The following is a 21861-nucleotide window of genomic DNA, read 5'->3' on the forward strand; positions in this document are numbered from 1 at the left end:
CCTCTATTTTTAAAGTTTTTGATAAACCGCGCGCGACATGGGCTTCAAGCCAGGATGCTTCACATTGCCTGATTCAGAGTGCCCCAGGATCAAGTAACCACCCGGCGCCAGACAGGACACCAGATTGTCGATGACTCTTTTGGTGGTCGGCTCATCAAAGTAAATCAGTACATTTCGACAGAAGATCACATGGAACTTATGCTGAAACTCGTACTTGGGATTCATCAAATTAAACGGAGCAAAGCGAATCATGTCGTGAATCTGATCCTTGGCTCTCCAGTATTCATCCCCGTTGGCCTTGACCTTTTCAAAGTAACGAGCACGCTGCGCCGGAGGAAGCCCCTGCATTTCGCGATCTTCATAAGTGCCTGTCGAGGCTTTTTTCAGAACCTGCAAATCAATATCTGTCGCCAGCACCCGGGGTTTCGTGGATGGTGGCATCTCTGCAGCCGCCTCATTCAAAGTCATCGCAATAGTGTAAGGCTCCTGCCCTGTACTGGCCGCAGCACACCACAGGCGCAAATCGGCCCCGAACTTCTTCGCCAGATCCGGCAGAACACTTTTAAGAAAATCAAAATGATTGGACTCTCGATAGAACGACGTCATATTGGTCGTCAGTGCCGAGATAAATTCTGACGTCAGGTCAGAACCGCCCCGTTCCAGCATGGACCAGTACTCTTCATAGCTTTTCAAGGAATGACGACGCAGCAACTTCACAATACGATTGCGAATCAGAGCATGATTCTTCGGCGTCAATGGAAGATCCACCCCTGCCAGACTGTACATGCGCTCTGCGAACTTCAAAAACATCTTATCTGAAAGCTTGATCTCTTCAAAATCATACAGAGATCCTACAATTTCGTTCTTCTTAACAGCCGTCATGCTGCGATCTCCCGACCTTTGGACACATTACTCACCAACGCACCAGGTTCCAAAATCAGAACCGTCTTACCGTCACCCAGAATTGCAGCACCCGCGACCTCCGGAATATCCTGACCGGTGGTGATTGGTTTCACAACCACCTGCGCCTGTCCCAGAACATCGTCCACCGGGAACGCCATCTGACCTGTCATGGATTCGATGATCACCAACATGGTTTCTTCACGGCGCGCACTTAACGAGTTTTCGCGACGTTGCGCCAACTGCGCATCTTTCTTGTTCAGGGCCCAGTTAATAGAACCCAATGTTTTTGTCACATCAATCACCGGCAGCAGATGTCCGCGGATGCTGGCCACTTTGCCTGCACCGGAAACATGCGTGTAGTCCTTTGGCAGAACACGCACAATTTCGCGAATCGAATGAATCGGAAGAATGTAGCGAGCCCCATCCAAAGCCACGATGATGCCATCCGTGATTGCCGTGCTCAATGGAATGGTCAGGCGGAAAGTTGTTCCCTGACCTGCTTTGGAATAGATGTTGATTTTACCATTGATTTTATCAAGATTCGATTTCACTACATCCAGACCGACACCACGACCGGACAGATCCGAGATCTTATCCGCCGTAGAGAATCCCGGATAGAAGATGTATTGGAAAACCTGTTCATCCGGGATGGACGCCGGATCCACGCCTGCAGGTACAAAGCCTTTTTCAATGGCTTTCCCCAAAACCTTTTCGCGGTTGATACCACCACCGTCATCAGAAATATCAATAATGACATTACCACCTGATTGTTTGGCAGAAACCACCACTTTGGCAGTTGCGGGTTTGCCACGCTCCTGGCGAAGTTCTTTTTTCTCCACACCGTGGTCCATCGAGTTGCGCACAAGGTGAACCAAAGGGTCCCCCAAAAGCTCAAACACGGTTCTTTCAACCTCGGTTTCCTCACCAATCAGTTGCAAATCAACCGGTTTGTCCAAAGTCAAAGACACGTCACGAACGATACGTTGAATTTTGATAAACATGGACTTCAGCGGCGTCATGCGGATACTCAGAGTTTTTTCATAAAGCTCGCGCACAGCCTTGTCCAGTTGATCCACGATGGCTTCCAGACGTAGATTCACACCACTGCGAACTGTTTCGTCATGCACCAATTGATTTTTCAGAACAACCAGCTCACCCACGGCATCCAAAACAGAGTCGACACGGCCGGTGTCCACCTTGATGGTGCTGTTCAGGTTCTTGCCGCCTTTATTGCTGCCACCGCCACTGTTACCTGCTGAGGCACTGGCTGCCGGGGCTGGTGTCGCTGGAGCAGATGGAACAACCTTTAAGGCTGGAGCTGGCTTTTCAACAACAACAGGCTCCGGAGTCGCAACAGCCGTCACCGGAGACGGCTTTGGCACTGCCTCACTGGCCGCTCGTTTTGCGGCCTCTTCTTTGGCGTGGAACTCGGCCTGATCTTCGGGTGACAATTGTGCCAGAAGTTCGGCTAAAAGATCGTGATTAGTCACATCGTCTTCAGCGGCAGGGCCCACGGCTTCCGCTGCTGGTGCCTGCGCAAAGAAATCATCAGGCGCTTCAACCTTAGGTTCGTCAGCAGAAGGCGCTGAAGCCTGAGAGTGCTTCGAAGTTTTACCGGAAAGCTGTTCAGTCAAGGTGATCAGCTCAGTCGTCAAAGCCGAAGGATCCCAGGGATTGTTCTGTCCCTGCTGCAAAGCTCCCACACGATTCTTCAACTCATCACCGGATTGCAGAAGCAAGGAAATCACATTGGAGTTCACCAGTTCCGGACGGGAACGCAGCAGATCCAAAAGATCTTCCATCACGTGGGCGAACTTACAAAGATCCGCAAGACCGACCGCTGCGGCTCCTCCTTTTACCGAGTGGGCGACACGAAAGATATCTGTCAGGTCTTTGGCTGGATCGACACTGTTTTCCAGTCTCATCATGTACTCTTCGTACTGTTCCAACATAAAAGCGGATTCATTCAGGAAATCCATCTGTAGTTCTTCAAAAAAGGCATTATCACCGCTCATGGTCGCTCCAAATCAGGTAAGAAAATCACAAACCTCTATCGGAGACTCTGCAGGTCTTCTATTTACATCCTTGGTCCAGAATGAGACTGGTTCCACCCAAGGTATAAAAGTTGTCACATTTGACAGGACTATTGACCCAGGATGAGGCAGTCCAGACCCGAGAATATTATTTTTTAATGCCCCTCGAGAAATCCTCTTAAGTCGTTCGCCCTTTTTCGCGATGAGATCAGGGTCAAGCTTCCTTTACGACTTTGAAAGGCTATAAAAATGAGCGATGTATCAATGAAAGCAAAACCGGGCCAGTATCTGACGTTCCAACTTATGTCTGAACAATATGGCGTGGCCATCGAAACAGTGCGCGAGATCAACCAGTTTGGTGAAATCACCCCTGTTCCAAGAACTCCGGACTATGTGAAGGGCGTGATGAATCTGCGCGGTAAAATCATTCCCGTTGTAAATCTACGCATCAAATTTGGCATGCAGGCGCAAGATACAACTCGTGACACTTGCATTATCGTGATCGACACCTCCATCGGTCAGGTGGGTATGATCGTCGATTCCGTTAAAGAGGTTGTGGATCTTCAGGAGTCACAAATCGAACCATCTCCGGTTCTGGGGAATGAACATGCCATGTCCTTCGTGCGTGGTATGGGTAAAGTTGACAACAAAGTGGTTATTCTGGTGGATATCGTTTCGGCGTTCTCCCAGGATCAAATGGGTCAAATTGCGCAGTTCTCCCATCAGGACGAAGCCAAAGCGGCTTAATAAGCTCTTAAAAACAGCAATTTCCACGAAAGCCTGCGCCGAGAGCGCGGGCTTTCTTTTTTCAGTAAATACAGCAACTTAGTCCACTCCGCAGCAGGCCCCCAGATCGTCACCACCGCGGAACCAGCAAAAAACTTCACGATTTATTCCGCTAACAGAATTATAAACAGACTTTTCATCAAAGTCTTGATAGGCAAGAGCCCATCAAACAAAGGACTTAGACGATGAAAACAGTATTTTTCGTGACTGCGATGCTTTTCTCCAGCCTTTCTTTTGCAGGACAAAGAGTATTTGACTGCCAGGCAACCAAGCTTTCCAAAAACCCTGAAATCAATGCCGATTTCAACATCCAGAAGAACCCGACAGTTCTCTTGATCGAAGATGCTAAGAACTGGTCCTTGAGCGTTGGCGACTACTCTGTCTCCACTTTGGATATGAACGGTCCTGCACTGGAAAGAGAATCCAGTTCCGCTTCTGACACTGAAGTTCGTTATGACTTCTGGGTTGAAGGTTCTTATGAGTTCGAACTGGTCATCAGCGTTGTCGACCACACTGCCAAAGTTTACTGGTGGGGTTTGGGCGAACAAACTGAAGTAGGCACTTTCGCCTGCGAAGTTTCCGTCAAGTAAGCCCGCGCACAGCTAAGCTCATTACTAAAAAGCCTTTGGGAATCCCAAGGGCTTTTTTATTTTCTGACACTGACCGGACTGAACTTGAAATAAAGCCCCCAGGATTCAATCATTGAGCCATCTTTAAATCGGCAATAGTCAAACTCCGTCCCGTCATCAGATTTGACAATGCGGTTCTCGCCCCCAGCATCCAGACAATAGCGAGCCGCGGGATTTCCCCCCAACGCCTGGGGCAGATTTGTTCTGGACGCTTTTTTCTGGGCTGCCTTCCAGGCCTCGCACTGGGGCGTCTTACCTTTGAAGCAGTTTTTTGAAAGCTTCAGCTGCTGATACTCCTGCACCTTGACTGGCTGATAGCTTTTTCCATCAAAGACTTTCAAGTCAGCCGAAGCCCACGAAGCCCCTATCAGCATCGGAAAAATTATGATCGTCTTCTTCATCATTTCCCCTTTGGCTTATCTTCGAGCCAGGCCAGCATCTCGGTTTCATAGCCGGTGTACTTTAAAAGACTTTCGGCATCGACCCAGCCGCCGTCATACATATCCTGCCATGCCTGTCCCCAACTATTGTGGATTTGAAGAGCGTCGTAGCACTTGTTGGCCTTATCACAGACCCGACGATAACCAGAAATCACCGTGGCATGCTGGTTTCCACCTTCAACACCGGGGACTGAGCAATCTTTTGTGTACTTTTCATTCAGGCAAATTCCGGAAATCATCACCGGATGGCCGTTGCCAAGTTGCTTTTTAATTTGTGCCATAGCACTGGCATAATCTGCTTTCTGGCCCTTTTGTGGGAAGAGTTTTAATTCCGTCGAATCTTTTCCCTCGAAATAGGCGCGATTCTTGGCTCGGCTGCATTCTTTGGGATAGATCAGGCGATCAAAGAACTTTTCGTAAGTTTCCTCACTGAAGACCTTCAGCAATCGGGTCGGATCGGTATCCAGACTGAAATCCTTATCCATTTCGGTCTTGGCGGTGGCAAAGAAGTCCGTGAGGCACGTCTGACAGTTCTTATCTATCTTCTGATACTCATCATACTTTTTGCGCAGGCGTTTAAACGCCGCCAACTGAGCATCCGTCCCAAACTGCGCGCCCCCCATTTTGCCTAAGATCTTATCCAACGACAGGCATTCCAGCGAAGCGGAACTGCCCACGAAAGTCCCCGCAACTTCCAAGGTGAAAGCACCGGGCCCACCTTCCCGAATGCCGCGATAAGAAGACTCAAATCCCACCTCCCCATCCGGCTGATTGCCGAACCGGGCCACATCCACCGGAGAGAAGACTTCAGAGTCAGGAAGACTCTTGCAGTCTTTTTTCATAATCCGGCAGTTTTCAGCAGTTAAGATGGCGGAGGTGGCAAAGGAATAACAAAGTCCCAGAGTATCCTGAGACTGCACCCGCGGCATACTCACAACAACTTCAGACTTTGGCTGAACCGCAAACGCGCTTTTTTCAAACTTCGTAAATGCAGGCATCGTGGCCGCCCACACAGGAGTTGCAGAAAAAAACAAAGCCAGGATGCACGACACCTTCATAGGCTCCTCGGGAAACACAGTTTCATTTCTCTATTTTTACCGAGGACCTTGCACCCTACTAGTCCCGAGTTCTGTTTACGCGACCAAAGCCTTGCATACAAAAAAACCCACAGCGTTTCCACTGTGGGCCTCAACATTACAATTTTTAAGATCGCCCCGTGAGCGCTAATCTAGAAGAAAGATCCGGCTGTTTCCACGATGGCCGACGCATCGATCTTGTGTTTGCGGTACAGATCCAAGGCCGTATAAGCGCTCTGACCGAACTCACCTTGCACACCCAGGCTTTTTGCTTTCATCGGCACATCGGCCGTCAGCAGGGCATGGCACAACAACTGGCCAAAGCCGCCCAACAACTGGTGATCTTCCACTGTGATCAAGTGACCTTGTGTTTTACCCAAAGCCGCTTTGAAAGTCGCCACGTCCACGTGGTTCACACAAGCCGCATTCACCACAACAGCACCCACACCTTTGGTTTCCAGATCTTTAGCCGCCTGTAAAGCTTGAGGCACCAAAGAACCCGTTGTAGCGATAGTCACTGACTTCGCTTTGCCGGCTGTTGTATCTGCCAGCACCTGCGCTTTTCTCAAGTCGTAAGTGGCACCCGCCACATAGGATTTAGGGAAGTTTTCACGCCCCAGGAAGAACACCGCTGAATTGGGAACCTTGCCATCTTTGCGAGCTTTGGCAAAGTTCTCGATCACGGAATACATCAAAGCGTCGGCTTCTTCACTGCACGACAACGAATAAACATCCACATGAGGGATCGAAGAAGTCATCGCCACATAGCTTAACGCCTGGTGGGAAGCGCCGTCGGCCGCATCCTGGAATCCTGTGTGAGAATACACCGCAATGATCGGCGCTTCAGACAAAGCCCCCATCGTCAAAGGCAGAGCCCCTTTGGTTACACCAAACTGAGCGAATGTGTCCACCACCGGGATGTAACCCAACTTGGAAAGACCCGCTGCTGTGGAAACCATGTTACTTTCAGCAATACCGACGTCAAAAGAATCCTGAGGGAATTCTTTACGGAAGCCCGCAACCCCTGTGGAGCCCGGAAGATCTGAAGTCACACTCAGAACCGGCAAACCCGCCTTACGGGCACGAATCATCGCAGAAGAAATACCCACCTGGATCTTCTCGCCAGAGTCTTTCACGCCGCTGGCTTTGATATCGGCTTCCCATTTCAACAATTCAGAAATCCACGTGTTGTAAACTTCAGGCAGTGCCGCGCCATTGTAGATCTCTGTCAAAAATGCTGGCAGCTCCGAAGGACTTTTCAGAGGGAAACCGTGACCGCCCGAAGCCGATTCGGCAGTTTTCTTTGTGCCGATCCCTTTGATGGTTCTTGCATGAATCACAACAGGCGCTTTTGGATTGGCTTTGGCTGTCTCGATCGCAGTCACCAAAGTGTCATAGCACTTTTGCAGATCATTTCCTTCAGGAAGATGGATCACATTCCAGCCCAGATCCTTCAACGACGCAAATGTCGGAGCCATCGAGAAAGATTCCGCATCAATACGACCGGACAGTTTTGTGTTGTTGTCGCTGATGATCAGCACATAAGGACCCATCTTACCAATTTTGGCCAAACCCGGAATGGCAGCGAACGCTTCTTTCGCCTCCCCTTCCATGCAGGCGCCGTCAGAGATGGTTGTCACTGTCACACGATTTTGACCGGACAAAGCCTCACCCATTGCGACACCTTGAGTTTGTGGGAACGCAGACCCCAAAGGACCGTTAGAAATAAACACACCTTCAGGGAAGCAGTGAACCTCTCCGTGACCTGTTAGACCGCTTTCGATGGAGCGGAACTTTTTCAGGCTGTCCAAAGTCAAACCCGCCATTTTGTAGTTGGCCTTCAGGGCATACAGACCATTTTCACAGTGACCCGCATCGTTCACGATATGGAACAACTCATACCACTGCTTGCCTTCGCGTTGAGCCACATCAAAAACATGTCCATGCAATGCGGACATGAGTTCAGCCAAGGCCGCAGGACCACCGTAGTGAGAAGCTGCTCCACCAAGGACGGCGTTCATATCCATCAAAGAAACTAGGGCGCGAGTCGCGTTAGGATCGGCCACTGGAATCTGACGTCCGTCTTTGCTTTTCACAAAGCTTTTGAATTGGGGTTCTTGGGTAGGATTGCCTGCGAGTTTTGTTTTGATCTGAATAGGTTCTGTCATAGGATATAGTTTTACTGCCCACAGCGAGGAACATCAAATGGAAAGGCTTTATTCTCACAATATTCGCGACATCCTGAAGGTGGATCTGCATCGCCATTTAGACTGCTCAGTGCGTTGGAGCACCATCTTGGAACTGGCCCCCCAGGTGGGAATTCCCTTAGCCCCCACTTCACAGGGACAAAAGGATCAGTTTTTGATCACAGGCCCCATGAAAGATCTGGGATCTGTGCTGAATAAATTCATGAACGCCCAAAAGGTGCTGGCCAGTGAAGAGATCCTGACCCGAGTTGCCTACGAGGCCTGTGAAGACGCTTTTAACGACGGCGTGCGCCTTTTGGAGTTGCGTTATGCGCCGACTTTTATTGCTGACGGGCACAAATCCCTGACTTTTGAGAAAATCCACCGCTCGTTGCTAAAAGGCATCGATAAAGCACGCAAGCAGTTCCCTATGCTTATCGGACTGATTTGCATCATTCAAAGGATCAAATCTTATGAGATCGCGGAAAAGGTCGTGGATTTCGCCATCGACAACAAGGACAGCTTTTTGGCTCTGGATCTGGCGGACAATGAAGAGGGTTTTGACCCGAAAACATTTGCTCCCCTTTTTCAGAAAGCCAAGAAAGCAGGCCTGCGTATCACGGTTCATTCTGGCGAAACCCCACAGCCACAGTCCGCGTCCTGGGTTCGCGACAGTATCGAGATCCTGGGGGCGGAACGCATCGGCCACGGGATTCAAATTATCAACAACCCCTCTGTGCTCGAGTTTGTGAAGGACCGTCGCATTCCGTTGGAAGTCTGCCCGATCAGCAACTACCTGACCCAGTCCTTCCCAACCTATGAAACCCATCCGATTCGCCAACTGATGAATGCCGGGGTTTTGGTGACGATCAACTCGGATGACCCAGGTGTCTTTGCCACCTGCCTGAGTGATGACTATGAGGTTCTTCACCGCGTGCATGGATTCACGGCGGCTGAATTCCATCGCTGCAATCAAATCGCCTTTGACGCCAGCTTCTTCCCGGAACAAGAAAAAAATCGTCTGATGGCGGAGTTCTTCGGATGACCTATGCAGAAGAAATTCTTCATCTGATCAGAGAAGACGAAGCCGTGCGGGAAGTCCTGGCCAGTACGGGCGAGCTTTTTCACGGCTATCACCCGCAGATGGAAAAGATTCATCTGCGCAATGCCCACCGCCTGCAGGAATTGATCGAAAAAAATGGCTTCCCGACAATTCCACTGGTGGGTGAAGAGGCCTGCACTGCGGCCTTAAGAATAATTCTGCATGCGATCAGTTGGCCCGAATTCATGCGCGCACAGGAACCGGTGTTGACCGATCTTGCAAAGGCCGGCCAAGTTCCCAAGTCCTACGTGGCCTTTATGATAGATCGCATTCGGTTTTACGAAGGCCGAAAACAGATCTATGGCACCAATGCCGACTGGGACGAAAACGGAATCCTGCGCGTTACGGATGTAGAGGACGAAGAACTTCTTAACACCCGCCGAGCCGAGATGGGTCTTTCGCCTTTGGAAACTCTGGTGATCACGCCCATGGACGGCGACTATCACCCACCCGATCCCATGAAACGACACAAAGAATTCATTGAATGGACTCATAAAACAGGTTGGAGGAAAGCCTGATGAAAACAACAAAGCTGCTCGTGCTGTCACTTTCTGTTTTGACTCTCAGTTGTCAAAGCACGAAACCAATTCAAAACCAGGTCATTCGCACTTCTCAAGAGCGTCCCGACCGCGCCACGGCGGAGGCCTTCGGCACCCAGTTCGCCATTTCCACCCAAGGGCGATACTCCAGCCAGGCGGCAGAGAAAATGTTTAATCTGGGCGGGAATATCATCGATGCGACCGTGGCGGCATCATTCACTGTTTCAGTTGAGCGCCCGCAATCCACAGGCATCGGCGGTGGCGGCTTTATGATGTTCCATGAAGCAAAAACCGGAGACACCTATGCCATCGACTTCCGCGAACGCGCCCCACTAAAAGCCACACAGAACATGTACATCGGAAAAGACGGCAAAGCGGATTCCAAACTTTCTCAAGATGGCATCCTGGCTGTCGCTGTTCCGGGAATGGTGGCAGGTCTTTTGGAGATTCACAAAAGATTCGGCTCTTTACCTTTGAAAACCATCATGCAACCAGCTATTGATCTGGCTGAAAACGGTTTTGATATTTATCCTGAGTTTCACCGAGCCCTGATGGACCGCGCGGACGTTCTTGCCAAGGATCCCGCCGCTAAAGCCATCTTCCTGACCAAGGACGGACAAGTTCCCCCGATCGGCACAAAACTTGTGCAAAAGGATCTGGCAAAGACACTCAGACTCATTGCCGAAAAAGGTAAAGACGGTTTCTACAAAGGCCCTGTTGCAAACTCCATCCTGAAACTTTCCAAACAAAGAAAGGGACTGCTGACCCAAAAAGATTTCGACACCTACGAGGTTAAATTCAGAAAACCCGTTGAAGGCAAAGTCGGCAAGTTTGAGGTGATCTCCATGCCACCTCCAAGTTCCGGCGGTGTGCATGTGATTCAGTTCCTGGATTTGCTCGAGGAGGATTCTTTGGCCAAAGCCGGTCCCCTTTCCACCAAGTCCATTCATTTGGCGGCTTCGGCCCTGCAGTCCGCATTTGCAGATCGTGCCGTTTATCTGGGTGATCCTGACTTCGGCCACGTCCCGGTGGAAGGCTTGCTGTCGCAGGATTATCTCAAACAACGCCGTTCCCAGTTTGAAGAAAAACGCGCCCGCAAAGCTTCGGAAGTGTATGGTGGCGATCCTCTGAAATATGAATCCACTGACACCACTCATATGTCCATGATCGACAATCAGGGCAATGCCGTGGCTTCCACGCAAACCATCAACGGCTGGATGGGTGCCGCCATTGTGGCGCCAGGAACCGGGATTGTGCTCAACAACGAAATGGATGATTTCGCCGCTCAAGTCGGAGCCTCCAACTTGTTCGGCGCCATCGGTGGTAAACCCAACGCCATCGCACCCCGCAAAACTCCCCTCAGCAGCATGTCACCGACGATCTTGCTGGAAAATAATAAGCCCGTGATGGCTGTGGGAGCACCCGGCGGGACTCGCATCATCAGTTGCGTGGCCCAGACCATCCTGAATTATGTGGAGTTCAAACTTCCGCTTTATGACTCTGTCGCGATGGTTCGCTATCACCAGCAATGGCAACCCGATGTGCTGTTCATTGATCCTCCAGGACCAAGACCTGAAGTGCTGAAAGAACTGAAGGACATGGGCTATGACGTTCGCGTGGAACCTATTCCATGCAACGTGATGGCCGTGACCAAGGAAGGCGACAAATTGCACGGCGTGGCTGATCCCCGCGATATCGGCACCAGTATTGCCAAATAAGCTCCCTCTGGATCGGGGTTGATTCTCAACCCCTTCTTTTCGGCTCCGCGCATTTTGACTTAAAGACTAATCTGCGAGAGGCTTTTTGTCTCTCACAGCGAGGTTAATATGCGCGAATTTTATCCAGCCATCGAGCCTTACAACAAAGGCATGCTGAAAGTTTCTGATATCCACACCCTTTACTGGGAAGAATGCGGCAACCCCCAGGGAAAACCCGTCGTCTTTCTGCACGGGGGACCAGGTGGCGGTGTTGCGCCGGATCACCGGCGTTTCTTTGATCCAAAGGCCTACCGAATAATTTTGTTCGACCAGCGTGGCAGCGGTCAGTCCACTCCTTGCGCAGAACTGCGTGAAAATTCCACGTGGGACCTAGTGAAAGACATTGAAACCATTCGCGAGATGTTGAAGATCGACAAATGGGTGGTCTTCGGCGGGAGCTGGGGTTCAACCCTGGCACTGACTTATGCAATCACTCACACTGACCGCGTAAAAGCCCTGGTTCTGCGCGGAATCTTCCTGTGCCGTCCTTCTGAAATCAAATGGTTCTATCAAGAGGGTGCTTCCAACATCTTCCCGGATGTGTGGGATGAATACCTCAAGCCCATTCCGCAGAACGAACGCCATGATCTGGTTGCAGCTTACTACAAACGCCTGACCCACGAAAATGCCGACATCCGCCTGGAAGCGGCCAAGGCGTGGAGCAAGTGGGAAGCCGCCACCTCCCGCCTGATCGTGGACCCTAAAGCCGTGGATGAATTCGATGATCCGGAATATGCCTTGAGCTTTGCCCGTATCGAATGCCATTACTTTACCAATAACGCCTTCTTCACAACCAATAACTGGATCCTGGAAAACGTGGATAAAATCCGCCATATCCCCGGGGTCATTGTTCAAGGCCGTTACGATGTGGTCTGCCCGGCCACCTCTGCGTGGGAGCTTCATAAGGCCTGGCCGGAGGCAAAATTTACAATCATTCCTGACTCAGGCCATGCGGCGGCCGAGCCCGGAACTCGTTCAGCTTTGATTGAAGCCACCGACAGCTTCAAAAACCTGTAAGTCTTTCAAGCCTAAGGGGGATAAGTCCCCCTTATGTTTCTCATTAGTATTATCATCTTGTCATGTGGTGCCAAAATGGGGTTTATTCAGCCCACGAACTGCAGAGCTTGCAGGTCGTAATCCGGGGGGATTTTAGTGAAGCTGAATGAGTTGCTAATTTCGGGGATCCTAACAAGCTTGGCTCTCACAGCCTGCTCACCTCAAGCGAACAATTCCAGCGTTATCACAAATGGAGACGGAATCATCGGCGGCACCGAAGTTCAAGCCACCGACAAGATTCAAAACAGCATCGTCGCTGTTTACGACGCCTTCGAAGGCGAAATCTGCACAGGGTCTTTGCTTCCAAACAACATCGTTCTGACCGCCGCTCACTGTGTCGGCTACTTCACTGAAGACATGTATGTCTTCTTCGGTACAGAAATCAATGCCCTGAGCGAGCGTCGCCAGGTGGATAAAGTTGAGTTCTCCCCTTACTGGGAAAATCGCCAGAATGAAGAATTCGACACGGGCGATATCGCCATGATTCACTTCACCGGGACGGTGCCTGCTGGATACAAGCCTGTTAAATTCTTGCCAAACAAACGCAACTTAAAAGCAGGCATGGAAATCACAGTTGCAGGGTATGGCATCTCTGACGGCGTCACGGGTGAGGGTGTAGGCCGTCTGCGATCTACCAAAGTCACCATCAGTAACTTGAATTACAGCACTTCAGAGTTCCTTGTTGACCAAACAAAGGGCACTGGTGCCTGCCACGGTGATTCGGGTGGTCCTGCCTACGTTGAAATCAAGGGTGAGCTGTACCTGATGGGTGTCACCAGCCGCGGAGTGAAAGACGAAAACAACGACTGTTCGCAGTTCTCCGCCTTTACCAGCACGTTGTACTACAAGATCTGGATCAACCGTATGGCCACCAAACTGTCCAAATCCCTGGTCAATCCGGAGCAAGCTCTTTAATAAAATAAGCATCTAATTTTTTCACAATCGCCAAGGGCTGCTACTCAAAAAGCAGCCCTTTTGTTATTTCATGGGCCTATTTGACCGAGGGACTATGAAAGCGAAGTTGTACGTTGGCTCTTTGATCGTTTTAACATTGTCTGCCTGTGCGGAACCTCAGGACAGTTTTTCGCCTGTCCCTAATGACAGCGCTATTGTCGGTGGTGCGAACACCACCAAAAATGACACTGTTTCCAATTATGTCGTATTGATCTATGACAACCCGACAAAGACCTATTGCACAGGCACTCTGATCAAAAGAAATCTGATCCTGACAGCAGCTCATTGCGTGGGAGCAAATGCTTCAGACCTGTCTTTGGCTTTTGGGATCAATCCGCTGACCGGCAACTATGTTCTGCGCCAGGCTTATAAAACCGCCACACACGATAAATACAAAAAACAAAACTCCAAAGATCGTAACGACCTGGGACTGATCTTGATGAAAGAGCCCGCCCCTTCAAACTATCGCCCCGTAGAACTGGCCGACGCCTCTTTCCCGATTCGCAAGGGGCAGGTTTTCACGGCGGCTGGTTATGGGCGCATCTCCGGCAAACGCAGCACTCCGACGGACACACAGGGCTCGGGCCAGCTTCGTCATGTGGACCTGGCCATCCAGCAGTTCAGTCAGGATGAAACTCAATTTTACATCGATCAAAAAATCGGCAAGGGCATCTGCAGTGGTGATTCCGGTGGTCCGGCGTTGATGCGATATCAAGGCAAGGACTATGTCGTGGGTGTAGCCTCTGCTGTGTCCTGGACAGTTCCTGACGAAGTGAAGGCCGACGAACGCAATCAGTACATCCAAAACAAGGATGTCTGCAAAGAGAAGTCGATTTATATGAACGTTAAAACTTTCCGCACCTGGATCGACACGGAATCAAAGAAGCTTTTGAACTAACTGCCGAATTCGTTCGCCCAGATCCTTGGGGCTGTCGAACAAAACACGATGGGATGAGGACGGAATCACTTCAAACTGGAAGCCGGCCACCTCATCCTCGATACGCTTGGACATTTCCACAAACTTTTCATCCCGTTCACCGACCAGCCAGATCAGTTTCTGCGTCTGCTTGGCCAACAGACCACGCATGTTCTTTTGTTGAGCCAGGGACCACTGGGTCAGCGCCAGGCTTAACGTTTCCCGGGAATAGTCTTTCTCCAGACGCAGGGGTTCGGCCTCCCCACCACCGAATACAGGCTGCGCATTCCAGTTACGCAGCACCATGTCCCACGGGGCTTTTAGAAATTCCTCCGCCCAATAGGAATCATTCATCCAGCGCTGACGACGTTCTTCAGAGATAGGGTCGAAAGCTTCATGAACATCATTGAAGCCGGGATTGGTCGAGATCAATACGACTTTATAAAACAGGGCGGGCTTCTTTTCCAGAGCATGCAAAGCCAGGCGTCCCCCCAGGGAATAGCCCACGACAATGTTTCTTTCCGCCGCAGATCCGTGGGTTTCAACCAGTTTAACGAAGTTCTCTGCCCAGCTTTCAAATGAATTGCTGGGCCCCAAAGACAGTTCTTTAAAATAATCAGGCGTATAAATGCGCAGTCCTTCAACTTGCGGAAGGTGCGCTTTTACCTGCGCCCAGTCCGTCGGTCTTCCTAAGAAGCCATGAAGGAAAAAGAGATTCACTCTTTCCACAACGAGTCGTACTCCTTCCAGAATTCTTGGGTGTGCTCCCAGTTCGGACAGAGCTCAATGATCTGGTGATCTGCAAAGTCCAACGTCACAGCCTCGTCTGGAATAGTATGCCACTTCTGATAGGACCAGTTCCACATCTTTGCCCATGAATCGAACGAAATCTGGTGTTTGTTTATGAAAATCTCTTTCTTAAACATGCGATGGAAGATTTGGCCTCCTCCATTGTTGATGACCACGATACGCAGTTTTTTCGCATCCAACTGGGAAGTTGCCCAAAGTGACGATAAATCATACAGCGCGGTTAAATCTCCAACAAGACACCAGTTTTCAAGCTCTGGATGAGCCCAGCCCAGGAAGGTGGAAATCTGCCCGTCAATACCATTGGCGCCGCGATTGGCCGCCACACGCGCCGGAGGGAAATCGTGCGACGAACTGGAGTCCCATTCCCGAATCGGAAGCGAGTTCCCCAGATAAACCGAAGCCCCCTTCATACGTTTTGAAAGCGCGTAGATCTGCCCTTGTTCTGAGTCAGGATATTTTTCCAGCAGCTGGCGAATCTGCAAGGCCCGCGCAGAATCCTCGATATTGATTTTTACATTTTCATGGTGAGGATAATTGAATTCCACCTGACTGAGCAGATCCAACGAGTTGCAATGCTGCGCCGGACGGCTCAGACCTGTGTAGTGATTAAAGCTGACAGAGAAAACCGGAAGATCCTTGTACTTGCTTTCCAGATCACGCCACACACGCGCCGTCGGCACCCCGCCGATGCGCAGGATGGAATCACAAACCCCCATCCCCAGAATACGATGAATCATTTTTTCGCCCGAACGGATCTCAACATCCTTGATGTCCGGATGGCCGCGCAAACTGGAAATACCTTCGCAGTAAACCGGCGCCTTGTACTGCTTTAAAAACTCCAGCACCGTGCCATAGGCTTTTTCCGGCAGAATCCCCACAATCACCAATGGCTTGTGGGAGTTGATGAAGTCTTCCATTTCCTTTAACGTGCCCAGCGGAATCTGAGCCGGCAGCTTGGTTCTTTCTGAAACGCTGGGAATATGAATTGTCGGCACCGGACCGTCGATCAGAGGCTCTTCAAAACTCACATTCACATGAATCGGCTTTTTCCAGGACAGGGACTTAAACGACAAGTGCGAGTTTTCACTGTCCAGATCCAAGGCCACTTCATTGTAGTAAGAGAAAATACCCACCTGCTCAATCGTCTGAGGCGCACCCGAGCCGCGATAATGCTTCGGGCGGTCTGCCGTCACCAGAATCAATGGCAACGAGGAATAAGTACCTTCCACCGCTGCCGGCAAAAGTTCTGCCACCGCTGTTCCGGAAGTGGTGATCACCGCCACCGGACGACGAGTGCTGGCAATACGACCCAAAGCGAAGAATCCAGCCGAACGTTCTTCAAAGAACGAGTACACCTTCAGATTTTTACATTCGTCCAGAATGTGAACCATGGGGCTGTTGCGGGCTCCGGCACACAGAATGAATTCTCTCACTCCGGTGTGAACCAGTTCCTGAATGACTTTTGCTGCCAGTTCCATGTTTGTCATACTTCAAGCCCCAATACTTTTTTTACTGACAGGCGCTTTTGATAAAGTTCCCGCCATTCTCTTTCCAATTCGCTGGCTGCCACAACACCGCAGCCGGAACCAATCATCGCAGAGTCTTTGCTCCACTGCAAATTGCGAATCGCAACAAGACACAGAGCCTCCTCCGCATTCATAAATGCAAAAGGCCCCCCGAAATAGCGTCGCCCCTCCTGCCCCGGAAGATCTTGCATCCACAAGTAGCCTTGAGAACGCGGAGCCACACCCAGCGCCGGTGTCGGGTGCAGACTTTTTGCCAAAGCCACAAAGTCAGGGCGCGTCTGACACTGAACCTGAATGTCGGTTTTTAGATGATACAGAATCGGCAGCTCCAGAATGTGAGGCCCTTGCGCCTGCACCTCGCCCCACTGCCCCAGAAGTCTGGCGATATCTTCCACCACCAGCTGATGCTCTTGCATTTCCTTGGGGTCTTTAAGAAGAGACTCCCGCTCGGTGCTTTCGCTTTTGGGGCAGGTCCCTGCCAAGGCCATGGTCTTCAGGACACCCTGCGAATAGTCGAAAAGAACTTCTGGTGTCGCTCCCAAAAGTCCTTCGCCCTGTTGCCAGAATCCATAGACATACAAGGTCTGCGGCGCCTGAAGCAGTTGCAAAATCATCTCGGCCCGGTCGCGCGCTGCCACTGTCTGCGTTGTGCGCGCAAAGACTGCGGGGACTGCTTTTTGAATTTCATTTTTTTGAATTTTGCTCTGAATGACACGCAAGGCTTCGGCAAAATCCTCCTTACGCGGTTCCGCCCACGCGGCCTTCGCTAAGGACTCCGCAATAGAGGGTCCTTGAGCCAAGTACTCCTCACAAATCTGGCGTAAATCTGCTGAAGACAGCCTATGGACGGCCTTTCCGTGCCACAACGCGGGCCTGTTCAGGTCATAGAAATCGGGGCAAAACACTGAAATTTCGACACTATCCGGGCTATTGGCCGCCTTGAACGGACCTTCAATGAGAATCCATTGGTTTCTATGTCGCAAGAGGGCCCCTGCCTCCAAAAAGTTTGTAATGCCTTCCAGCGTTATGCTATTCTGCCGTTCCACAAAAGGACCCTCTTTTTACGACTTTCAAGTTGTTAAAACGTTAACCAGGGTGAGAAGAAGTTCGTATTATGGAAACGCTAACTATGCAAACAAGTCCCTCAACCCAAATCGTCAATGTTGGCGGTTTTTCTATCGGGGGTCCTCAATTCACTGTGATCGCCGGCCCATGCTCCATCGAGAGTCATGCCCAATTCCTGGAAACTGCTTCCGGAGTTAAAGCCGCAGGCGCGCACTTGCTTCGTGGTGGTATCTGGAAAATGCGCACCTCTTCCAAAGCCTTCCAAGGTTTGGGCTCCGGATCATTCGATATTGTAAAGTCCGTTTGCAAAGAACTGAACATGAGCTTGGTGTCTGAAGTCACCGACGTCAGACAAATCGAAGAAATCTATGACCTGGTTGAATGTTTCCAGGTGGGTTCGCGCAGCATGCAGAACTACGAACTTCTGAAGGAACTGGGTCGCCAGAAAAAGCCTGTGCTTTTGAAGCGTGGCCTGGCTGCTTACATCGAAGAATGGATCAAAGCCGCTGAATACATCACCAATGGCGGAAACCAGAACGTGATTTTGTGTGAGCGTGGCATTCGCACTTTTGAAACTGCCACTCGCAACACTTTGGATCTAAATGCCGTGGCGTTTGCGAAAAGAAACACCAACCTTCCCGTGATCGTCGATCCGTCCCATGCCGTGGGCATCCGCGCCCTGGTTCCGGATCTGGCTTACGCGGCGGCCGCTGTCGGCGCTGACGGTATCATCGTGGAAGTTCACCCGCGCCCCGAGGAAGCTCTTTCCGACGGCATGCAGGCCCTGACTTTGAATGACTTCCAGATGATGATGCGCAAACTGGATAAGATCCTGACTGCGATTGACCGCCCTCTTCACAAGGTGACCGCTCATGCACACTAATCAAAAGCACTCTCCAAATCCTGAAATCATCCGCTCTATGTTTTCAAAAGTGGCGGCGAACTATGACAAGGGCAACAATGTCCTTTCCATGGGGATTCACCACTTGTGGAGAAAAAAACTGGTCAAATACAGCGGCGCCAAAGCAGGTCTTCAGGTTTTGGATTGTGCGACTGGCACTGGTGACTTGGCGATTGAGTTCAAAAAGACCGTGGGAACGGGGACTGTTATCGGTACGGATTTCTGTGCTGAGATGATGATCCCGGCTCCGGGCAAAGCGCAAGAGCGCGGCCTGGACATTAAGTTTGAACAAGCCGATGTGACTCAGCTTCAGTATGCAGATAACAGCTTTGATATTTGCAGTATCTCTTTCGGTATCCGCAACGTCGGTGATCCGGTGAAAGCGTTGAAAGAAATGGCACGTGTGACTCGTCCGGGTGGCAAAGTCATGGTGTTGGAGTTCGGTCAGGTCAGCATTCCTGTTTTCGGTGCGCTTTATAACTTCTATTCCCAGAACATCCTGCCTAAAATCGGCGGCTTGGTGACAGGTCAAAAAGAAGCTTACGAGTATTTACAAAAATCCTCTGCGGCTTTCCCTTGCAAGGAAGGTTTCCTGGATCTGATGAAAGAAAGCGGTGCCTATTCTGAAATGGAATACATCTCTTTGACCGGCGGAATCGCCTATATCTACAAAGGCACAGTGAAATAATTCTGATTACGACATTTGAAAAATAAAAAAGACTCCGCGAGGGGTCTTTTTTTATGCCAGCATTCGTCTTGGATCCTGCCTTGGTCCTACATGCGGCGCCTGACCATTTTGTCTTAGCACTTCATCATAGCGCATGACCTGAGGCTGTGGAGGTGTTGGATCAGGAATATACTTCTTCGAAGGGCATCCCCAGAATGCCAAGCCTAGAACCGCCAGCAATACGAAGAAGAGCATGAGTTTCATGCCTCTATTGTCTCTCTCTGAGCGCAATAGAGGCAGATGTTTTAGAACACTGGATACCGTCTTACTTAAGGCCAGAGCCTACTTTTCATCTTCACTTAGAGAATATTTGCAAGTCACGGTCACAGGATCACCGCCTTTAGTGTCCGGATAATACTCATAAGTATTGATAAAGCTACCGCTCAGAACAGCTTCTTCTGTGGATTTGACAGTCACTTTTAAATTCAGATTATTGATGCTGCCATCGTCACCTCTGAAGATAGAAGCAATCATAGGCGCTGCAATAGTTTTAAGTGGTGGCAACTCTGAGCCGGACGCAACTTCACATGGAACTTGGGAATAGCCCTCTGGGGATTTGCAAGTGAAAGTATCCTTATTCAACATATCTAGGGAGAACAAAGCAGCCTTCACAATTTTATTTGTGTAGTATACACCGCCGCTATCTTTACCCGATGCGCTGTTTTCTTCAACCAAACCTTGTGCGTAAATGTTCGTATAACAGTATGCTTTTGAGCCGGATACCAAGCTTCCTTTAATGTAGTATGTTCCTCCTTTAGCAGAAACAAAATTGGCCAGGAATCCAGCAAATGTAGGATCCAGATTCAAGTTCGCCAAGCGGTCTGTGTCAGCTTTAGTAGCTGCAGTCGTAGGATCAACTGCAGCCAAAGTTGTACCATCCGCTACCGCCGCAGTATTATTAGTGATCAAAGAATCAATGTCAGCAACGCTATAGCTAAATGACGTGGTATTAAGCGCACTATGATTAACAACACTCATATCTAAAATACCGTCGCCCGCAACTGAGAACGACTGAATCAAAGCAGCTGCCTTTTCCCAAGTGTGACCTATAACGGATGAAGACAGATCCTGTACGAAGATCTTTTCGCCGCAAGCCGCATAACCAAGACTCAAATCACCCAAGAAAAACTCTGTCGTTTGCCCCTCAGAGCAAGTGAATTTACCTTGTGCATCCGTCAAGGACGCCACCCCGTTAACTTTTACTTTCAGACCTTTTACAGGCGCATCAATAAATTGGGCACTCATGCTGCTGGAGGCCCCACCACCGCCGCCGCCACCACCGCCGCCGCCACCACCGGAACATGCCGCGAGAGAAAGTACCAGTGTAGAGAATAGAATCTTCATCCATGTAGATTTCATGTTATTAGGCTCCTTGCCATTTGTGTTTTTGTGTAAACACAGATTACAAGAAATCATATAAATTATCGTACTCAAGAAATGCTCAAATAAGGACCAGTCCGCTCGGACATCACTGGACCAATAACCTGAGAACAAAAAAGGAGGACACACTGTCCTCCTTTTCTTTACTCAATCTTTAACAAGCATGGTTTTTAGTAGTGCCAAGGAAACTTGGTGAAATCCTTTGGACGTTTTTCCACGAAGGAGTTGCGGCCCTCGACAGCTTCTTCCGTGCCGTAAGCCAAACGAGTGGCTTCACCAGCAAAGAGCTGCTGCCCCACCAAACCGTCATCAATCATATTGAAACCATATTTCAACATGCGCATCGCCGTAGGACTTTTCGAGTTCATTTCATAGGCCCATTCCAAAGCAACTTTTTCAAGATCCTTGTGTGGAACCACGGCATTCACCATGCCCATATCGAAAGCTTCCTGAGCACTGTAGTTACGCCCCAGGAAGAAGATTTCACGAGCACGCTTCTGACCCACCATGCGCGCCAGATAAGCAGAACCATAACCGCTGTCGAAACTTGCCACATCCGGATCTGTCTGCTTGAAAATCGCATGTTCTTGGCTGGCGATCGTCATGTCACACACCACATGCAACGAGTGCCCACCACCCACAGCCCACCCCGGAACAACAGCCACAACCACTTTTGGCATGAAGCGAATCAAACGCTGAACTTCCAGAATGTGCAAACGGCCCAGACGAGCCAGATCCATTTTTCCTTGCGCTTCTTTTTCTTCGTACTTGTAACCATCTTTGCCACGAATGCGCTGATCCCCACCGGAACAAAAAGCCCAGCCACCATCTTTTGGCGAAGGGCCGTTTCCTGTGATCAAAACCACCCCTACATCCGCAGTGATACGGGCATGTTCCAAAGCCGTGTAAAGCTCGTCCACTGTTTGTGGGCGGAAAGCATTGCGAACTTCAGGACGGTTGAAGGCAATTCGCACAGTCCCCTGATCTTTGGCGCGGTGATAAGTAATATCTTGGAACTTAAAACCGGGAACTTCTGTCCACCATTCAGGATTGAAAATATCAGAAACCATAATCA

The 21861-nt window shown here is 50.2% G+C and carries 22 protein-coding genes; 10 read left to right on the forward strand and 12 right to left on the reverse strand.

Annotated elements, in window-relative coordinates; translation table 11 throughout:
- Positions 1-9: 9 nt before the first annotated feature.
- Together ACZ5ZV_RS18085 and ACZ5ZV_RS18090 are read right to left on the reverse strand one after the other, a co-directional pair.
- Positions 10-882: a CheR family methyltransferase gene (locus tag ACZ5ZV_RS18085; protein ID WP_464118613.1), complete on the reverse strand. Its 873-nt coding sequence runs from the start codon at positions 880-882 to the stop codon at positions 10-12.
- Positions 879-2918 (reverse strand): chemotaxis protein CheA, encoded by a 2040-nt coding sequence (locus ACZ5ZV_RS18090; protein ID WP_464118614.1) that lies wholly within the window; start codon positions 2916-2918, stop codon positions 879-881. The genes ACZ5ZV_RS18085 and ACZ5ZV_RS18090 overlap by 4 nt, the downstream gene beginning before the upstream one ends.
- A gap of 267 nt (positions 2919-3185) precedes the next feature.
- Here ACZ5ZV_RS18090 and ACZ5ZV_RS18095 point away from each other — a divergent pair, with 267 nt between their 5' ends.
- Positions 3186-3683 (forward strand): chemotaxis protein CheW, encoded by a 498-nt coding sequence (locus ACZ5ZV_RS18095; protein WP_464118615.1) that lies wholly within the window; start codon positions 3186-3188, stop codon positions 3681-3683.
- On the opposite strand, the gene ACZ5ZV_RS18100 is transcribed toward ACZ5ZV_RS18095, so the two are convergent.
- The gene (locus tag ACZ5ZV_RS18100) at positions 3680-3823 is read right to left on the reverse strand and encodes a hypothetical protein (RefSeq protein WP_464118616.1); all 144 of its coding nucleotides are present in this window, start codon (positions 3821-3823) and stop codon (positions 3680-3682) included. The genes ACZ5ZV_RS18095 and ACZ5ZV_RS18100 overlap by 4 nt on opposite strands.
- Positions 3824-3907: 84 nt before the next feature.
- On the opposite strand from ACZ5ZV_RS18100, the gene ACZ5ZV_RS18105 reads away from it, so the two are divergent.
- On the forward strand, positions 3908-4312 hold the full coding sequence (locus ACZ5ZV_RS18105; protein WP_464118617.1) for a hypothetical protein: 405 nt from the start codon (positions 3908-3910) through the stop codon (positions 4310-4312).
- A 56-nt stretch (positions 4313-4368) separates the two neighbouring features.
- On the opposite strand, the gene ACZ5ZV_RS18110 is transcribed toward ACZ5ZV_RS18105, so the two are convergent.
- The 3 genes from ACZ5ZV_RS18110 to ACZ5ZV_RS18120 all read right to left on the reverse strand — a co-directional run bounded on the left by ACZ5ZV_RS18110 (position 4369) and on the right by ACZ5ZV_RS18120 (position 8035).
- Positions 4369-4755, reverse strand: a complete 387-nt coding sequence (locus ACZ5ZV_RS18110) for a putative hemolysin (protein ID WP_464118618.1) — start codon at positions 4753-4755, stop codon at positions 4369-4371.
- Entirely contained in the window at positions 4752-5849 is a 1098-nt protein-coding gene (locus tag ACZ5ZV_RS18115; protein WP_464118619.1) for a hypothetical protein, read from the reverse strand. The genes ACZ5ZV_RS18110 and ACZ5ZV_RS18115 overlap by 4 nt, the downstream gene beginning before the upstream one ends.
- Before the next feature lie 170 nt (positions 5850-6019).
- Complete coding sequence (locus ACZ5ZV_RS18120; protein WP_464118620.1) at positions 6020-8035, reverse strand: transketolase C-terminal domain-containing protein; 2016 nt, start codon at positions 8033-8035, stop codon at positions 6020-6022.
- A 37-nt stretch (positions 8036-8072) separates the two neighbouring features.
- On the opposite strand from ACZ5ZV_RS18120, the gene add reads away from it, so the two are divergent.
- The 6 genes from add (at position 8073) to ACZ5ZV_RS18150 (ending at position 14359) form a co-directional block, all read left to right on the forward strand.
- Positions 8073-9098 (forward strand): adenosine deaminase, encoded by a 1026-nt coding sequence (gene add / locus ACZ5ZV_RS18125; RefSeq protein ID WP_464118621.1) that lies wholly within the window; start codon positions 8073-8075, stop codon positions 9096-9098.
- Positions 9095-9673, forward strand: a complete 579-nt coding sequence (locus tag ACZ5ZV_RS18130; protein WP_464118622.1) for a DUF6624 domain-containing protein — start codon at positions 9095-9097, stop codon at positions 9671-9673. Before add ends, ACZ5ZV_RS18130 begins: the two co-directional genes overlap by 4 nt.
- Positions 9673-11412: a gamma-glutamyltransferase gene (gene ggt / locus ACZ5ZV_RS18135; RefSeq protein ID WP_464118623.1), complete on the forward strand. Its 1740-nt coding sequence runs from the start codon at positions 9673-9675 to the stop codon at positions 11410-11412. The genes ACZ5ZV_RS18130 and ggt overlap by 1 nt, the downstream gene beginning before the upstream one ends.
- A 108-nt stretch (positions 11413-11520) precedes the next feature.
- Positions 11521-12468 (forward strand): prolyl aminopeptidase, encoded by a 948-nt coding sequence (gene pip / locus ACZ5ZV_RS18140; RefSeq protein WP_464118624.1) that lies wholly within the window; start codon positions 11521-11523, stop codon positions 12466-12468.
- A 135-nt stretch (positions 12469-12603) separates the two neighbouring features.
- The gene (locus tag ACZ5ZV_RS18145; protein ID WP_464118625.1) at positions 12604-13422 is read left to right on the forward strand and encodes a S1 family peptidase; all 819 of its coding nucleotides are present in this window, start codon (positions 12604-12606) and stop codon (positions 13420-13422) included.
- Between the two features lie 94 nt (positions 13423-13516).
- A complete protein-coding gene (locus ACZ5ZV_RS18150) occupies positions 13517-14359 on the forward strand; it encodes a S1 family peptidase (protein WP_464118626.1) in 843 nt (280 codons plus the stop codon).
- Here ACZ5ZV_RS18150 and ACZ5ZV_RS18155 read toward each other — a convergent pair.
- The 3 genes from ACZ5ZV_RS18155 to ACZ5ZV_RS18165 are packed head-to-tail and all read right to left on the reverse strand — an operon-like array spanning position 14339 to position 17513.
- The gene (locus ACZ5ZV_RS18155) at positions 14339-15106 is read right to left on the reverse strand and encodes an alpha/beta fold hydrolase (protein WP_464118627.1); all 768 of its coding nucleotides are present in this window, start codon (positions 15104-15106) and stop codon (positions 14339-14341) included. The genes ACZ5ZV_RS18150 and ACZ5ZV_RS18155 overlap by 21 nt on opposite strands.
- Positions 15094-16674 (reverse strand): 2-succinyl-5-enolpyruvyl-6-hydroxy-3-cyclohexene-1-carboxylic-acid synthase, encoded by a 1581-nt coding sequence (gene menD / locus ACZ5ZV_RS18160; protein WP_464118628.1) that lies wholly within the window; start codon positions 16672-16674, stop codon positions 15094-15096. Before menD ends, ACZ5ZV_RS18155 begins: the two co-directional genes overlap by 13 nt.
- A complete protein-coding gene (locus ACZ5ZV_RS18165) occupies positions 16671-17513 on the reverse strand; it encodes a chorismate-binding protein (RefSeq protein ID WP_464118629.1) in 843 nt (280 codons plus the stop codon). Before ACZ5ZV_RS18165 ends, menD begins: the two co-directional genes overlap by 4 nt.
- 314 nt (positions 17514-17827) lie before the next feature.
- On the opposite strand from ACZ5ZV_RS18165, the gene aroF reads away from it, so the two are divergent.
- Entirely contained in the window at positions 17828-18661 is an 834-nt protein-coding gene (gene aroF / locus ACZ5ZV_RS18170; protein WP_464118630.1) for a 3-deoxy-7-phosphoheptulonate synthase, read from the forward strand.
- Positions 18651-19367 (forward strand): bifunctional demethylmenaquinone methyltransferase/2-methoxy-6-polyprenyl-1,4-benzoquinol methylase UbiE, encoded by a 717-nt coding sequence (ubiE, locus tag ACZ5ZV_RS18175; protein ID WP_464118631.1) that lies wholly within the window; start codon positions 18651-18653, stop codon positions 19365-19367. The genes aroF and ubiE overlap by 11 nt, the downstream gene beginning before the upstream one ends.
- A 51-nt stretch (positions 19368-19418) precedes the next feature.
- Here the strand turns inward: ubiE and ACZ5ZV_RS18180 are convergent, their stop codons facing one another.
- The 3 genes from ACZ5ZV_RS18180 to ACZ5ZV_RS18190 form a co-directional block, all read right to left on the reverse strand.
- Complete coding sequence (locus ACZ5ZV_RS18180; protein WP_464118632.1) at positions 19419-19610, reverse strand: hypothetical protein; 192 nt, start codon at positions 19608-19610, stop codon at positions 19419-19421.
- A 78-nt stretch (positions 19611-19688) separates the two neighbouring features.
- Positions 19689-20765, reverse strand: coding sequence for a hypothetical protein (locus tag ACZ5ZV_RS18185; protein WP_464118633.1), 1077 nt, complete (start codon positions 20763-20765; stop codon positions 19689-19691).
- 191 nt (positions 20766-20956) lie between these two features.
- Complete coding sequence (locus ACZ5ZV_RS18190; protein ID WP_262552831.1) at positions 20957-21856, reverse strand: 1,4-dihydroxy-2-naphthoyl-CoA synthase; 900 nt, start codon at positions 21854-21856, stop codon at positions 20957-20959.
- Between the last annotated feature and the right edge of the window lie 5 nt (positions 21857-21861).

The organism is Bdellovibrio sp. HAGR004 (assembly GCF_055397015.1).